The organism is Marinomonas epiphytica, assembly GCF_054780655.1.
Window position 1 is genome coordinate 12,768 of the sequence record NZ_BAAGVX010000039.1, and the last position, 14,778, is coordinate 27,545.

16 protein-coding genes are annotated in these 14,778 nt (G+C 43.0%); 9 read left to right on the plus strand and 7 right to left on the minus strand.

The features are described 5' to 3' along the window. Position 1 precedes the first annotated feature (1 nt). A complete protein-coding gene (locus tag ACYVGZ_RS14515; protein WP_460757116.1) occupies positions 2–1,057 on the minus strand; it encodes a FecCD family ABC transporter permease in 1,056 nt (351 codons plus the stop codon). Continuing rightward, entirely contained in the window at positions 1,057–2,157 is a 1,101-nt protein-coding gene (locus ACYVGZ_RS14520) for an ABC transporter substrate-binding protein (RefSeq protein ID WP_460757120.1), read from the minus strand. The genes ACYVGZ_RS14515 and ACYVGZ_RS14520 overlap by 1 nt, the downstream gene beginning before the upstream one ends. Before the next feature lie 146 nt (positions 2,158–2,303). On the opposite strand from ACYVGZ_RS14520, the gene ACYVGZ_RS14525 reads away from it, so the two are divergent. Together ACYVGZ_RS14525 and ACYVGZ_RS14530 are read left to right on the plus strand one after the other, a co-directional pair. Continuing rightward, positions 2,304–3,386, plus strand: coding sequence for an ABC transporter substrate-binding protein (locus ACYVGZ_RS14525; RefSeq protein ID WP_460757123.1), 1,083 nt, complete (start codon positions 2,304–2,306; stop codon positions 3,384–3,386). A gap of 177 nt (positions 3,387–3,563) precedes the next feature. After that, the gene (locus ACYVGZ_RS14530) at positions 3,564–4,001 is read left to right on the plus strand and encodes a DUF417 family protein (RefSeq protein WP_460757126.1); all 438 of its coding nucleotides are present in this window, start codon (positions 3,564–3,566) and stop codon (positions 3,999–4,001) included. A 54-nt stretch (positions 4,002–4,055) separates the two neighbouring features. On the opposite strand, the gene ACYVGZ_RS14535 is transcribed toward ACYVGZ_RS14530, so the two are convergent. After that, positions 4,056–4,430 (minus strand): DUF2306 domain-containing protein, encoded by a 375-nt coding sequence (locus tag ACYVGZ_RS14535; protein ID WP_460757129.1) that lies wholly within the window; start codon positions 4,428–4,430, stop codon positions 4,056–4,058. Between the two features lie 14 nt (positions 4,431–4,444). Next, positions 4,445–4,789: a winged helix-turn-helix transcriptional regulator gene (locus ACYVGZ_RS14540; protein WP_460757132.1), complete on the minus strand. Its 345-nt coding sequence runs from the start codon at positions 4,787–4,789 to the stop codon at positions 4,445–4,447. Between the two features lie 107 nt (positions 4,790–4,896). On the opposite strand from ACYVGZ_RS14540, the gene ACYVGZ_RS14545 reads away from it, so the two are divergent. The 5 genes from ACYVGZ_RS14545 (at position 4,897) to ACYVGZ_RS14565 (ending at position 10,197) form a co-directional block, all read left to right on the plus strand. Then, on the plus strand, positions 4,897–5,658 hold the full coding sequence (locus ACYVGZ_RS14545; protein WP_460757135.1) for an SDR family NAD(P)-dependent oxidoreductase: 762 nt from the start codon (positions 4,897–4,899) through the stop codon (positions 5,656–5,658). Between the two features lie 147 nt (positions 5,659–5,805). Beyond that, positions 5,806–7,980, plus strand: a complete 2,175-nt coding sequence (locus ACYVGZ_RS14550) for an esterase-like activity of phytase family protein (RefSeq protein ID WP_460757137.1) — start codon at positions 5,806–5,808, stop codon at positions 7,978–7,980. A 190-nt stretch (positions 7,981–8,170) separates the two neighbouring features. Continuing rightward, entirely contained in the window at positions 8,171–8,680 is a 510-nt protein-coding gene (locus tag ACYVGZ_RS14555) for a DUF2938 domain-containing protein (protein WP_460757140.1), read from the plus strand. A 159-nt stretch (positions 8,681–8,839) separates the two neighbouring features. After that, complete coding sequence (locus tag ACYVGZ_RS14560; RefSeq protein ID WP_460757142.1) at positions 8,840–9,085, plus strand: type B 50S ribosomal protein L31; 246 nt, start codon at positions 8,840–8,842, stop codon at positions 9,083–9,085. A gap of 233 nt (positions 9,086–9,318) precedes the next feature. Next, a complete protein-coding gene (locus tag ACYVGZ_RS14565; RefSeq protein ID WP_460757145.1) occupies positions 9,319–10,197 on the plus strand; it encodes a DMT family transporter in 879 nt (292 codons plus the stop codon). Here ACYVGZ_RS14565 and ACYVGZ_RS14570 read toward each other — a convergent pair. The 3 genes from ACYVGZ_RS14570 to ACYVGZ_RS14580 form a co-directional block, all read right to left on the minus strand. Next, positions 10,192–10,635: an Lrp/AsnC family transcriptional regulator gene (locus ACYVGZ_RS14570; RefSeq protein ID WP_460757148.1), complete on the minus strand. Its 444-nt coding sequence runs from the start codon at positions 10,633–10,635 to the stop codon at positions 10,192–10,194. The two genes, ACYVGZ_RS14565 and ACYVGZ_RS14570, sit on opposite strands and share 6 nt — an antisense overlap. Positions 10,636–10,710: 75 nt before the next feature. Beyond that, entirely contained in the window at positions 10,711–11,202 is a 492-nt protein-coding gene (ilvN, locus tag ACYVGZ_RS14575) for an acetolactate synthase small subunit (RefSeq protein WP_460757150.1), read from the minus strand. 1 nt (position 11,203) lies between these two features. Beyond that, positions 11,204–12,916 carry an acetolactate synthase 3 large subunit gene (locus ACYVGZ_RS14580; RefSeq protein WP_460757153.1) on the minus strand — a complete coding sequence of 571 codons (1,713 nt, stop codon included), beginning with the start codon at positions 12,914–12,916 and terminating at the stop codon, positions 11,204–11,206. Positions 12,917–13,338: 422 nt separating this feature from the next. Between ACYVGZ_RS14580 and ACYVGZ_RS14585 the strand changes: the two genes are divergently transcribed. Further along, complete coding sequence (locus ACYVGZ_RS14585) at positions 13,339–13,599, plus strand: hypothetical protein (RefSeq protein ID WP_460757155.1); 261 nt, start codon at positions 13,339–13,341, stop codon at positions 13,597–13,599. Between the two features lie 61 nt (positions 13,600–13,660). After that, complete coding sequence (queG, locus tag ACYVGZ_RS14590; protein ID WP_460757692.1) at positions 13,661–14,740, plus strand: tRNA epoxyqueuosine(34) reductase QueG; 1,080 nt, start codon at positions 13,661–13,663, stop codon at positions 14,738–14,740. The last annotated feature ends 38 nt before the right edge of the window (positions 14,741–14,778 follow it).

A 14,778-nucleotide genomic window follows, 5' to 3' on the forward strand; every position in this document is an offset into this window, starting at 1 on the left:
GTTATCTTCTCTTCCCAATAATCAGCCAAAAGAAAAAAGGCACACCAATGATGGCTGTAACAATGCCGATGGGAAACAAAGCTCCTGGAACGATTGATTTAGATAATACAGAGGCACTAGAAAGTAAGAACGCACCCACTAGAAACGATAGAGGCAAAAAGAACCTTTGATCCTCACCAACCAACATACGCGCTATGTTTGGCGCGACAATACCAATGAAACCAATAATTCCCACAAAACTTGTTGCGGTGGCTGTCATCACGGCGACAATAATCAAGGTTTTTAGCCTTAACCTTGTTACATTGACCCCTAAACTCTTAGCTCTCTCCTCTCCTAAGCGTAAAGCGGTTAACTTCCATGCGTCTTTTAATAAGATAGCGACGCACAGTAAAGTAACGACACAGGTAATAGCAACATTATTCCAGTTGGCTTTCGTTAAGCTACCAAACAACCAAAATAGTATTTGCTGGCTTAGCTCCGGAGAAGAAACAAACTGCACGAGAGATAATAAAGACTGGAACAAAAACAGTAGCGCAATCCCCGCGAGAATAAGTTGTCCGGAAGTAATATGCCTCATCATTGCAAGCCCAAACAGCAAGCTGGCGGACAACATACAGCAGAAAAACGCCCCTATCGGCACGGCAAGCTGAGCATTCAATCCTAAGCTTCCTAAATACAGCATTAATGCTGCACCAAAACCCGCCGCTGCAGCCATACCCAAAGTATATGGGCTAGCCATTGGGTTATTTAATAGGGTTTGCATTTCAGCTCCACCAACGCCTAATGATCCCCCAACCACGAGCGCCATAATAGCGATAGGCAACCTTAAATTGGTGACGATTACGTCCGTTGTTCTAGACACTTCGAAAGTCAATCCGACACGGTTTAATAACGCTTGGGATACCTCCCCAAGCCCTAACATAGACGGACCTGTTGCAATATCTAGTACGAAGGAAATCGCCAATAAAAAAAGTAGAATGCTCAATACAACCCAACGCCGCTTTTCATAGCGACGCTGGGCTTTAACGGCATCATTTATCAAAGTAGCTTGAGTCATTAGTCCGTGATTTTTACAGCGAAAGTGCCTTTCGGCGTTACTGGAAGGTATTTATGATAGAAGTTCAAGTAGTTTTGCTCTGGTTGCAAGTCTTTAAACAAGTTGGGGTACATAGCTTTAGCTACATATTGGAACATACTTACATCTAAAATAGAACGTGAGGCTCCTTGATAAATACCAAATACACGATCGTTTTGAACTGCTTCCAATTCGTCCCAGCCCGCCCGTTTGGCAAAGCCTTTAAGCCGTGCGATGGCATCTTGTCTATTTACCCCTTGCCCCATAATCATGGCATCGGATTTCTTACCTGTCTCGGTTCCAGAAATAAAAATTACTTGTGGATTGGAAGCCAGTACTTGCTCAGGGTTTATCGGCCCCCACCACTCAATAAATGGCGCAGCAATATTATCGCCACCAGCACTAGTGACCATAGCCCCCCACATATTTTTACCGTAGGTGAAAGAATATTCACTTGGCCCTTGATTACCAAACTCTACGTAAGCGCGGGGTTTAGGAAGGTTGGCCTTGGTGATGCTATCACGTATGTACATGACGGCCTCTTCATACTCTTTGGCGATAGTATTAGCACGCTCAACTTGACCTGTTAGCTCGCCAATTAGCTTGGTACTTTGTAAGTGGCGTTCCAGTGTTTGAGCATTATAGTCAACCACGACAATAGCAATACCAGCGTCTTCCAGTACGTCAGCATCCATCCCCAAGCCTTTGTATTGCCAGTCGGCCAACAACACGACACTTGGGTTCAAGTTAAGTACCTTTTCCACAGAGAAAGTTTGAGATTCTACATCTCCTACATCAGGAATATTTTTCAACGATGGGCGGTAATTCGTATACAAATTCCAGCTAGCAGGTCTCCATGCTTGCCAAGGGTCTTTTGAAATACCCACTACATGATCAAAAGCTTGCTCCGTTCCAATTGCCATATAGTCTTCAGCGTAAAAGCCCAGCACGACACGTTTGGCTGGTACCTCGACGTTTACTTCCCGGCCCAGCACATCGGTCAGAGTGACTTCATGAGCATAGCTCGGCAAGGCCATAATCATAAGGCTAAGAACAACCACTCTATGGATGAAAGTTACCATATTATAATCCTTATTAAATAATACAAATGGGAATGATTTTCATGTGCATTTTAATGTTTTTTCCCATAAAATAGAATCACTTTCTACTAACTTTCTACCCCATAGAATTTTCATCATTTAAATAAGTATTTATGAGGACATACAGCATGTTTAAAAACGGAATTACTATTATTATGGTGTTTCTGGCAACCCACTTATATGCAGAACAAGTGACCGTAACCGATGTACTAGATCGACAGGTAACTTTTGATGCCCCAGCTAAAAGAGTCATAGTGGGCTTTTACCCTGAAGACTATATGGCCATTGGCACTGAAGCAGCCTTTGATAAGGTTGTTGGAATGTCTAAATATATTTGGCAAGCTCGATCAGCTAACTGGCAAATGTATTTACAACACCGCCCCTCTTTAGATGACATACCTGGTATTGGCAGAGTCGATACCAAAACTTTTTCCATTGAGAAAGTCATTGCACTTAACCCTGATCTCATCATGCTTGCTGACTGGCAATATAAAGGGCTTGGTAGCGATATTGAGCGTTTAGAAAGCGCGGGCATAAACGTATTAGTGGTAGACTATAATGCACAAACATTAGAGCGACACCTCAAAAGCACTCGACTCATTGGCACCATTACGGGCCAAGAAGATCGCGCTAACAAAATAGCTGAAGAGTATGAAAAAAATTTATTAGAGATCGAGCAACGCCTGAAAGAAGCTAACTTACCAAAACCAACTATTTACACAGAATATGGTGCAGCGGGTGTTAATGAAATTGGTTACACATTTGGTAAAAACATGTGGGGGGCTATTTCCACTATGGCCGGAGGCGATAATATTTCTGCCCCTTATATAGAGTGGTGGGGGAAATTAAATCCTGAACAAATTATTGCCGCAGATCCTGATGTTATTTTTATTACGGGCTATGAAACAGGTAGTAGTGATGATGCCATGGTAATGGGTCAAGGGGTGGATACCTCACTGGCAAAACAACGTTTAGCAGGTTTCAAGCAACGTACAGGCTGGTCAAGTATCAAAGCAGTGCAACACAACCGCATTTTTTCTGCCTACCATGGAGCCTGTCGTACTATTCTGGATAGCGCCATGATCCAGTTTTACGCAAAATCCCTCTATCCTGAGCTGTTTGATGACTTAGACCCAGAGCAAACCTACTTTAACTTTTATAAAAACTATTTACCTGTTACTCCGCAAGGCACTTTTACCACCCAACTATAGCAACAGTCGCCCCGTGGCTGTCGCGGGGCTATATTTTATGTGAAACCGTATCTATTTCTCTTTATTGGGGATAAACCATGCAAACAAATAGCAAAAACATATAAAGAGTTTTTTTAAGAGAACTTTTAGTTCTACTACCACTCCTATCTGGGTTATTAATTTTTAGAGAACTTAGATATGAATCAAACACTTCAGAATAAAACACCTCAAATTGGCTACTTGGTTGGCGTATTTGGAGTTGCCCTAATATTGGCTTGGATAGGTATATATAAATTCACGCCCACCGAAGCGAAACTGATCGAGCCACTAATTGCGAACCATTTTGCTATGTCTTGGCTATATAGTATTTTTTCCGTGCAAACTGTCTCAAGCTTAGTTGGTACGGCCGAAATCATTGTTGCAATAGGGTTACTCGTGGGTCTAAAAAACAGTAAAGTTGGCTACTATTCCGGCATCGCCTGTGTGGTTATCTTTATCACCACGCTCAGCTTTTTAGTGACAACACCAAATGTCTGGAAGGTGTCAGACGGCATTCTTATTACCAACTTCTTCCTTGTTAAAGACATTTTATTCTTAGGGGTTGCCATCAGCGTCATTGAGCATAACAAGCCCTAATTAGCTTTGATCTATAACCCATTGCTTTGCAAAAACACCAGATTACATTCGAGTTTACATAAATAACAAAGAGTGCAATTCTCGTCCCGGCATAAGTAATGCAGCAACACCTGCGCCAACAGCGCCAAAATAGGCTCCTATATTAAACCTTTTATGGGAGCCTATTTTTCCGCATTTCGCGCAATGAGCACTCATAAACACACAAAAAATGATCCATAAAGAAAGAATATGCAAAGGCCCATAACCTAAAAACCACTGCATGGTATTTGGCATAAAAAAGGAGCTAATAGCAACGATTAGCATGGCTACAAGCCAAGACCAACCCAAACGTTTATGAGTATGAGTCCCCTTCTTACCGAGCAATTGGAGGGCACCGACAACGATTACCCAACATGCAGCTAATGTATGCAACAAAACACTGGTCGCCATTCGTTTCCCCTTAATTAGCCCTTGTGATCTTCCAGTTCACTTTGCAGCTTTTCTAATTCGTCTAGAATTGCCATAAATTTCTGTCCAAAATCAGTAACCTGATACTCAACTCTAAGCGGTACCTCATGAAACGTAATTTTTTTAAGGATACCAAACTGCATATTCTTACGAAGGCAGTCATTTAACACCTTTGTTGTAAGCCCCTCTACAGAACGCACCATTTCTCCTGGTCGATGCACTCCTTGAGCTAATAGCTGATAAATAGTTAGGGACCATTTGCAGCCATAAATACTTTCTACCATGCGCACCGTTTTGTCTGGGGCTTTTTTCCTTAAAACTTTTTTCTCTTTATTTATCATGAAGTTGTACCTAAATGTACTTAGGGGACCAAAAAGTATCTACTATTTTTAGCCTTTTTATAACCGTAAATTATTCGCATCACATTAACACAAAAAAGGCATGAAATATGACACATTCAAAATTTGCATTCATTATTGGCGGGTCCAGCGGTATTGGCTTAGCGTGCGCAAAACAACTTTTACAACAAGGTTGCGATGTCATGATTCTTGGGAAAAATGCGGATAAACTAGCTCAAGCTAAAACGAGCCTTGCAAGCCTAGGAAAGATAGAAACCTTGCAAGCTGATTTATGTAACCCTAAGCAAGTATCTAAGGCCATTACCAGTGTTCAAGAATCAAATAGAAAGATTGATTTTCTAGTAAATGCTGCGGGCTATTTTAACCCCAAGCCGTTTTTAGACCACAATGAAACTGACTATGATATCTATGCAGATATTAACCGAGCCAGTTTTTTCCTTTCTCAAGCCGTTGCTCGAAATATGGTACAGCATGGAGGTGGTGCTATTGTCCATATTGGCTCAATGTGGGCGAAGCAAGCCATCAAAGCTACACCATCTTCGGCATATTCAATGGCAAAAGCCGGCTTACACGCTTTAACTCAACACATGGCTATGGAGTTGGCTGACCATAATATTAGAGTTAATGCTGTTTCTCCTGCTGTGGTAAAAACACCAATTTACAATGCTTTTATAAAGGAAGAAGAGTTAGAGCAAACACTCACTAGCTTCAATCCATTCCACCCTATTGGCCGTATTGGCACACCTGACGATATTGCGAATAGTGTACTATTTTTACTGTCTAATAAGGCCAGCTGGACAACGGGAAGCGTAATCGATGTCGATGGTGGCATCATGTCGGGCAGGAATTGACACCCGTTTTTTAGCAGAGCTATGTTACTTGGCTCTGCTTATTGCTTGACACCAAACCATCATAAAAGGGAAATATATTAGCAATAGATTTGTCACCTATCTGTCTTAAGGTGCTATCACCTAAAACGATTCACTGCGGAGACAATAATGCCAACAACTTTCTTTCGTCGTACGTTACTTACTAGCAGCCTAGCTAGTATCGCTATTTCAGCATCTGCAGACTCATTTAATCGAGTGTCTAGCTTTCCTGTTGCTAATAACCTTAGCGACTTACCTATTGCCACAGAAACATCTGCTGAAATTATCACAGCTTCGGAAGATGGTAATACGCTAATTTACTCCGATAGCCCACTTGGCGGTGTAGGTTTTATCAACATTAAAGACATTCACAACCCAAAGCCTGCTGGTTTTCTTACACTAAACGGTGAACCTACTTCTGTGGCTACGTTTGGTAACTGGTTGGTTGCAGGGGTAAACACCTCTGAAGACTATATAAACCCTAACGGCTACCTTGCGATTATTAATCTAGCGACTCAAAAAGTCGCTCATCAATGTGAATTGGGCGGTCAACCAGACTCAGTAGCTTTTTCAAAAGACGGCAATTTTGTAGCGGTGGCCATTGAAAACGAGCGAGACGAGGATCTTAATGATGGAGACATTCCACAGCAACCAGCAGGTTTCTTATCGATTATCGACTTTGATACTGATCAAGGTAAATGCTCGAAAACTCACAATGTTAGCTTGACTGGTCTTGCCGATATTGCAGGCAGTGACCCTGAGCCTGAGTTTGTTGACTTTAACGATCAAGATGAAGTTGTCGTTACATTACAAGAAAATAACCACATCGTCATTGTAAATGCGCAAAACAAAAGCATTATAAAAGACTTTTCGGCAGGCACTGTCGACCTTAAGATGATTGATACAGTGCGTGATGGCGCATTAATTTTTAGTGGTAGCCAAACCGGGGTTAGACGCGAACCCGATGCCGTAAAGTGGCTTGATAATGATCGATTTGTGATTGCTAATGAAGGTGATTACAAAGGTGGTGCTCGTGGCTTTACCATCTTTAGCAAGCAGGGAGATGTGCTGTTTGAGAGCGGTGCAAGCTTTGAGCATGCAGTGGTCAAAACTGGTCATTACCCTGAAAAGCGTTCTGGTAAAAAAGGCGCCGAACCTGAAGGGCTTGAGGTGGGTAAGTTTGGAGATCAGACTTATATTTTTGTAATGTCAGAACGTGGTTCTATTGTCGGAGTATACCAAGACACTGGTGCAGCACCTAAGTTAGTTCAAATGCTGCCTTCTGGCATAGCGCCTGAATCGGCAGTCGCTATTCCATCGCGCAATATCATTGCAACAGCAAATGAAAAAGATCTAGTTGAAGATAATGCTCCCCGCTCCCATGTTATGTTGTTCGAAAAACAGGATGCTAGTGCTCAGTATCCACAAATCGTATCTCAATCCAATGCTGCTGGACAACCTATTGGCTGGGGAGCGCTATCTGGCTTGGCAGCAGACCTTTCGCAAACTGGCAAACTATATGCTGTAAGCGACAGCTTTTACTCCCATCAGCCTGCTATCTTCACAATTGATAGCAATCAATATCCTGCACGAATCACTCACAAGTTAACAGTAACTCGCCACGGAAAGCCTGCCGAGAAACTCGATTTAGAAGGGATAGCGGTAGACCCTCAAGGGGGGTTTTGGCTGGCATCTGAGGGGCATCCTGGAAAAGACGTTCCTCATGGGATTTATCATGTCACCGAATATGGTGAGATTGACCAAACCATTCCTTTTCCAAAACAACTGTTAGAGCACCAGCTACGTTTTGGCGCTGAAGGGATAACCCAAATTGACAATACTCTTTGGGTGGCTATCCAGCGACCTTGGAAAGATGACGGTCAGAACCTAACAAAACTTTTGAGCTATGATCTTAATAAGCAAACATGGCAAGCGGTACACTATCCATTGGAAATTTCTCAAAAAGGTTGGGTGGGACTTTCTGAAATTACTGCTCACGATGGTAATTTATACGTATTAGAAAGAGATAACCAGTTTGCCTCAAGTGCAAAAATAAAGCGCCTATATAAGGTTGCATTAGAAGACCTAGCACCTGTAGCACTAGGTGAAGAATTGCCTACTGTAACTAAAACACTGGTACATGACTTCTTACCTGAGTTGATAGCCGGCAACGGTATTGTGGTGGATAAAATTGAAGGCTTTACCTTCGATAACCTAGGGCAAGCTTACGCGGTTACTGACAACGACGGTGTTGATGACAGTACTGGTGAAACCTACTTTATTAAGTTAGGCCAAATAAAGTAATCAAGGATAAAGTGATCTAAAAGACTCTAGTTCCAAAAAACTAAACGGCCCCTATAATTGGACTTTGCAATTTCTGGGGCCTTTTTTTATCCCCTTGTTAATTTCCACTTGACCTAAAGTCGACTTTAAGTGTGATCCTACTGGTTAAATCTGATTTAACCATCATTCAAAAACCAATTAGGAGATCACCATGTTTAGTACAACATTCATTAACGACCTTTTATTACCGGCAACCTTTATTGGCTTTGGTGCTACCGCAATCATTGACCTATGGAGCTTTTTTTTAAAGAAAACATTTGGAGTTCCATCATTGGACTTTGCTCTCGTTGGCCGCTGGGTAGGCCATATGAAACACGGAGTCTTTCGCCACACTGCCATTAGCAAGTCCCCGCAAATAGCGGCAGAAGCTATAATTGGTTGGACACTGCATTATGTTATTGGCGCAATTTTCGCTGCCGGTTTATTGCTTTTAGTTGGTCACCATTGGCTAAGCAGCCCTACTCTTCTACCAGCTGCCTTATTTGGGCTAGTAACGGTTATTTTTCCCTTCTTAATTCTTCAACCTGGACTAGGCCTAGGCATAGCCGCCAGAAAAAGCCCAGCCCCCTTGGTTGCCAGAGTGCGTAGCAGCACCACTCATTGTCTATTTGGAGTTGGCATGTACCTATGCGCTTACCTATATCAATACTGGGCTCTTTAATAGGACGGGCATGCTTAACCCCTTAATAAGACAGGCATGTCAGGGGACAAGAACCTCCTACATGAGAGAAAACGTAAATAAAAGGGTCTGTATTGAAATACAAAATGTTATTATATAACATAATCTAATAATATTCATTATCATTAAAGAGAATTTAAGATGAAAGCAAATATCCACCCTGAATACAGAAAAGTACTGTTTCACGATACCGTCGCTGATACTTATTTTTTAATTGGCTCAACTGTTAAAACCCAACAAACAGCTGAGTATAAAGGAGAAACTTACCCCTACATGACTCTAGATGTGTCCAGTGCCTCACACCCTTTTTATACTGGTAAACAAAACGTTTCCCAGAAAGATGGTCGTATCGCTAAATTTAACAAACGCTTCAACCGTAAAAGCTAGCAATCACCTAATGCACACTTTCTTACGAAAGTGTGCATCCAATAGGCGAGATTCCTACAAGTTTTCTTTTTAAAGCCTTCGCCTTTATTTCATAAAAAATACATACCATTTTCTTTGGAATCGAAAGTTAATGCTTTTGTTTCCTTTATAATCCTTATGTAACTTCTCATCAAAGCCACCTACAATCTTTTCCTATCAATCAACCCAGATTTTTTAGACGTAGGGCTAACATTATGACAATTTCACATGCTTTTTTATGGCTAACAGCAGCAATATGGGGCTTTGCCTTTGTGGCACAAAGTGTTGGTATGGACTTACTTGGCCCCTATAGTTTCAACGCAACTCGCTTCACTTTGGCGGCCTTATCAATGTTGCCACTTGCTTATTGCTTCGAGCGGCATAGAACAGGGGATCTAGCCTTAACCTTAAAGGCTGGCTGCTTAGCTGGCTTAGTATTATTCGCTGGTGCCACGCTCCAACAAGTCGGACTACTTTACACGACTGCGGCTAATGCTGGATTTATCACCACCATGTACATGCTTTTTGTTCCCTTAATAGGTTTGTTTTTAAAGCATACAATTGAACGCAACACCTGGTTTGGCATCATCCTCGCGCTAACAGGCTTATATACGTTAACTGTTGGACCGAATCTGACCATTCAAAAAGGCGATGGTATCGAATTGATAGGAGCTTTTTTCTGGGCAGGACACGTTCTGATCGTGGGTTACTATTCTCGCAAAGTGCCTATTATTAGCTTTTCTATTGTTCAGCTTATCGTGGTTGCTGCTCTATCTTGGATATTAGCCTTGAGCTTTGAAACGATCACCTGGCAAGCCGTAAAAGCGAGCTGGTTACCGCTAGTCTATGCAGGTATTGCTTCTTCAGCTATTGCTTATTCATTGCAAACACTTGGTCAGAAGAATGTAGCCCCAAGCTCCGCTGCCCTTATTTTATCCACCGAAGCGGTATTTGCTGCGTTAGGTGGCTGGTGGTTAATGGGAGAGGTACTATCTGGACGCGAATTAGCAGGGTGCGCCTTAATCTTTATCGGTATGATGGTTAGCCAATGGCCGACTAAGCGCCGACCAGACGCTGCTCAAGCAGCCTTATAACGAGCCCATGCCTAGTGGCATTCCGCGCTTCACTGGATGAGCAAGAATCATCATAGTGCGGGTGTCACTTAGATCGATTAGTCGTTCTAACAGCTCGTCAAGCTTTGACATGGAATCAACAGCAACACGAATAACAAAAGCCGAAGGGCCTGTCACGTTATAGCAGTCGATCACCTCATTAATACTCATAACTAAGGCTTTAAATTCACGCTCTTTTGTACGATACACCTCACATTCGACCAATGCGGTAATAGGTACTCCCACTTTTTCTAGGTTAATGTCTGCGTGATAGCCCTTTATTACTCCTTGCTCTTCAAGCTTTTTGATTCGCTCGGTTACGGCAGGTGCAGAAAGGTGTACAAGTTTACCTAACTGGGCATAAGACATACGAGCGTCGCGCTCTAAAGCCTTGATCAGTTTCAAGTCAATTTTGTCCATAAAAACCTCTATCTTGTACCTACAAAAATGCCGCTAAGATAGTATCTTAGCGGCATTTATTAAGCCGTTTGCCAATTACAAACTGAGCACTTTCTCGCCACGTGCAATGCCGGATACACCAGTACGAACCACTTCTAAAAGATGTGTTCCACCGAGAGCTTGCAAGAAGCCATCAAGTTTGTCTGATTCACCCACAATTTGTACGGTATATATTGAAGGTGTCATATCAATAATGTTGCCTCTGAAGATATCCACAGTGCGCTTCACTTCAGCGCGTTGCGCCCCCGTTGCACGAACTTTTACCAACATTAATTCACGCTCAATGTGGTGCCCTTCGGTCAGATCGACCAACTTAACCACATCAATTAGTTTGTTAAGCTGCTTTGTGATCTGTTCAACCACTTGATCTGAACCGTGGGTCGTTAGCGTCAGGCGTGACAAGGTTGGGTCGTCCGTCGCCGCTACGTTTAATGATTCAATGTTGAAGTTACGTTGAGAAAACAAGCCAACAACGCGAGACAAAGCGCCTGGTTCATTTTCCATTAGTACAGAAATAATGTGTCTCATGTTAAGTTCGCTCCGTTTTGCTCAAGAACATATCGCGCATAGAGCCACGAGGCACTTGCATTGGGTATACGTGCTCTTCTGGGTCCACGTAGCAATTAATGAAGACCAATTGATCTGTCATCGCAAACGCTTCTTCCATTTTTGCATCCAACTCATCTTTACTGCGGATTTCAACATACTTATGACGATAAGCGTCCATTAGTACTTTGAAGTCTGGTAATGAATCTAGGTACGAGTTGGAATAACGTCCTTCGTAGTTCATATCTTGCCACTGGCGAACCATGCCTAAGTAACCATTATTCAAACATAGAATCTTCACCGGTAAGCCGTACTGTAAACACGTAGACAACTCCTGAATGTTCATTTGAATACTACCCTCACCCGTAACACACACTACGGTTTCTTTCGGGAAGTTCATTTTCACACCCATCGCTGCTGGTAAACCAAATCCCATGGTACCTAGGCCGCCTGAGTTCACCCAACGGTATGGTTTATCAAACTTATAGTACTGGGCTGAAAACATTTGGTGCTGACCAACATCCGAGGACACAAAAGCGTCTCCTTTAGTTGCACGCCAACAGGCTTCAATAGCGGCCTGAGGTTTGATCTTTTCACTGCTGGTGTCATAACGGCCACCATGCACAGCGCGCCATTCATCAATTTGCTTCCACCAGCTAGCTAGAGCGTCTGCGTTGCCTTTTTGACCCTCAATGAGACCTAGCATTTCATCTAATACTTGATCAACTGGTCCTACAATTGGCACATCAGCACGAATGGTTTTAGAAATCGCTGCAGGGTCAATATCAATGTGTACTATTTTGGCGCCAGGGCAGAATTGGTCTGGGTCATTCGTTACCCTATCATCGAAACGTGCACCTACCGCTAGAATAAGGTCACTGTGATGCATGGTCATATTTGCTTCGTAGCTGCCGTGCATCCCTAACATACCAACAAACTGCTTATCAGTACCTGGATAACCACCAAGACCCATTAGAGTGTTAGTCACGGGAGTATTCAATGCTTGAGCAAGTTGCACCAGTTGCTTAGATGCACCGCCCATGATGACACCACCACCAGCATAAATAATTGGACGCTTAGCAGAAAGTAACAGTTCAACCGCTTTCTTGATCTGACCACTGTGGCCTTTCGTTGGCGGCGTGTACGAACGCAAAGAAACCGACTCAGGGTAATGGTACTCGAACTTTTCCCCAGGCATGGTCATGTCTTTAGGCACATCAACCAACACGGGGCCAGGACGGCCTGAGCTGGCAATATGGTAAGCCTTCTTCAAAATAGTCGGAATTTCAGAAGGATGTTTTACCGTAAAGCTGTGCTTAACAATAGGTCGAGAGACACCAACAATGTCTGTTTCTTGGAAAGCATCTTCACCAATCAGGTAACTCATCACCTGACCACAAATAACGACCATGGGAATAGAGTCCATGTAAGCCGTCGCAATGCCTGTTACAGTATTTGTTGCACCAGGACCGGAAGTCACCAACACAGTACCCGCTTTGCCTGTTGCTCGGGCATAGCCATCTGCCATGTGTGTTGCAGCTTGCTCGTGTCTTACCAGTATGTGTTTCACATCCGTTTGACGATGCAAAGCATCATAGATATGAAGTGCGGCACCGCCTGGGTAACCGTAGATATATTCCACTCCCTCATCTTTGAGGAAACGTGCAATCATTTCACCGCCGGATAATAACTCCACCTTAATTCGCCTCTATAATTATTTATGTCACTGCTTTCAGTATGGTCCTATTGTAACCGCATACGTAAGGCAGATTAAAGTTTGTATAACGAAGTTTGCTAAAACAAATGAGGTAACCTGAAACTAAGGACACTCAAACGCAAGAAATCGCAGTGTTTACACTGCTCGCGTCTTTTCGCGAGGGGAAGTAAAAGAAGGCAGACTTCACGCTTTCTAGTACTTGTGTTTTCAGCAAAATGCCGATTGGAAGGGCTGATGGCCCCAAAAAGAATGCTTCGACAGGGTGACGTCGACAGTTAACAAAGTATATTGCTTTCTAAGCCGTATCTTGTCAACACCTGAAACGCTATTTGCATCATAGAACTTGCTCTTATTGTCACTTCATGGTGTTATACTCGAGTTATTATTTTAGGAGTTATAAAATGGCTAATGAGCTCAATCAACAACGCATTATTGATGAATTTCTACGCTGTTTCCGCAAAATGCTAATGGACCCAGAATTGTCTGGCGAGTTAGTACGCATTGCTAAAGAAAACATCAACGAGCCAAATGCTTATGAGCGTATAGCAGAAGAAGTGTCTAACCAAACGACCATTAAAATCCTAGAAAACCACACAGAAGCTGACCGCATGTTTGTCAAACTGTTAATGGATGTGGTGAAAGGCGACTCTCTTCTTTACTAATCCTTATTACCTATGACGCCAAACTCAGCCTGAGTTTGGCGTGTTTAACACGGTATTTATTGTGCTCCCCTCCTCTTTGTCTTCCCCTGATGAGCTGCAACAGTTATCTGCTCAAATTAAACTTTGGGCACAAGAACTGGGCTTTGCAGAAGCAAGAATTGTTGCCCCAGAACTTGAGCAATATCGTGAAGATTTTAACCAATGGCTGAGTGCAGGCTATCACGCTGGCATGGAATATTTAGCTAACCATGGTGATCTTCGTTTTCAGCCAGACCAACTTCACCCAGGCACTCGAAGAGTCATTTCTTTACGAATGAATTACCTTCCTCAATCTGTTGCCACAGTTGAGCGCCTGCAAACCAAAGATAAAGCGTATATTGCGCGGTATGCATTAGGGCGTGACTATCACAAACTGATTCGAAAGCGCCTCACACAATTGGCCAAGCGAATTGAAAACGCCGTGGGCGAACATGGCTATCGAGCCTTTGTTGACAGCGCTCCTATTTTAGAAAGACAAGTAGCAGAGCAAGCTGGTATGGGATGGATTGGCAAAAACACTCTGCTATTGACTCCCAAAGGGGGCAGTTGGTTTTTACTCGGCGAAGTGTTTACAAATTTACCCTTGCCCGTTGACCCACCAACCAAAACAAAGCACTGTGGTAGTTGCTCAGCCTGTTTAACACAATGCCCCACTGATGCCTTCGTAGAGCCTTGGGTGCTAGATGCAGGCAAGTGCATATCTTATTTAACCATTGAACATAAAGGCCCCATCCCTGAGCCATTACGTGCAAAAATGGGCAATCGAATTTTCGGTTGTGATGACTGTCAATTGGTTTGTCCTTGGACTAAGTTTGCCAAACATACGAACGAACAAGATTTTCAGCCCCGTCATCAATTAGACGAAGCCGACCTTATCACCTTATTTAAATGGGACGAAGCGACTTTTTTAAAAAACACGGAAGGGTCTCCCATTCGTCGTACCGGTTATGAGAACTGGCGACGCAACATTGCCGTCGCTCTTGGCAACGCCCCGACCCAAGAAACAGTTCTTACGGCTCTCAAAGAAGCACTACCGACTGCCAGTGAGCTCGTAAAAGAACATATTAAATGGGCACTCAAACAGCACCTAAAAAGCGAATAGACTAAGCACATTGAACCTATTACTTTCGAAATACTCAA

Coding starts and splice junctions, on each gene's coding strand:
- ACYVGZ_RS14515 (WP_460757116.1), bottom strand. CDS start 1,057: ATGACTCAAGCTACTTTGATAAATGATGCCGTTAAAGCCCAGCGTCGC.
- ACYVGZ_RS14520 (WP_460757120.1), bottom strand. CDS start 2,157: ATGGTAACTTTCATCCATAGAGTGGTTGTTCTTAGCCTTATGATTATG.
- ACYVGZ_RS14525 (WP_460757123.1), top strand. CDS start 2,304: ATGTTTAAAAACGGAATTACTATTATTATGGTGTTTCTGGCAACCCAC.
- ACYVGZ_RS14530 (WP_460757126.1), top strand. CDS start 3,564: ATGAATCAAACACTTCAGAATAAAACACCTCAAATTGGCTACTTGGTT.
- ACYVGZ_RS14535 (WP_460757129.1), bottom strand. CDS start 4,430: ATGGCGACCAGTGTTTTGTTGCATACATTAGCTGCATGTTGGGTAATC.
- ACYVGZ_RS14540 (WP_460757132.1), bottom strand. CDS start 4,789: ATGATAAATAAAGAGAAAAAAGTTTTAAGGAAAAAAGCCCCAGACAAA.
- ACYVGZ_RS14545 (WP_460757135.1), top strand. CDS start 4,897: ATGACACATTCAAAATTTGCATTCATTATTGGCGGGTCCAGCGGTATT.
- ACYVGZ_RS14550 (WP_460757137.1), top strand. CDS start 5,806: ATGCCAACAACTTTCTTTCGTCGTACGTTACTTACTAGCAGCCTAGCT.
- ACYVGZ_RS14555 (WP_460757140.1), top strand. CDS start 8,171: ATGTTTAGTACAACATTCATTAACGACCTTTTATTACCGGCAACCTTT.
- ACYVGZ_RS14560 (WP_460757142.1), top strand. CDS start 8,840: ATGAAAGCAAATATCCACCCTGAATACAGAAAAGTACTGTTTCACGAT.
- ACYVGZ_RS14565 (WP_460757145.1), top strand. CDS start 9,319: ATGACAATTTCACATGCTTTTTTATGGCTAACAGCAGCAATATGGGGC.
- ACYVGZ_RS14570 (WP_460757148.1), bottom strand. CDS start 10,635: ATGGACAAAATTGACTTGAAACTGATCAAGGCTTTAGAGCGCGACGCT.
- ilvN (WP_460757150.1), bottom strand. CDS start 11,202: ATGAGACACATTATTTCTGTACTAATGGAAAATGAACCAGGCGCTTTG.
- ACYVGZ_RS14585 (WP_460757155.1), top strand. CDS start 13,339: ATGGCTAATGAGCTCAATCAACAACGCATTATTGATGAATTTCTACGC.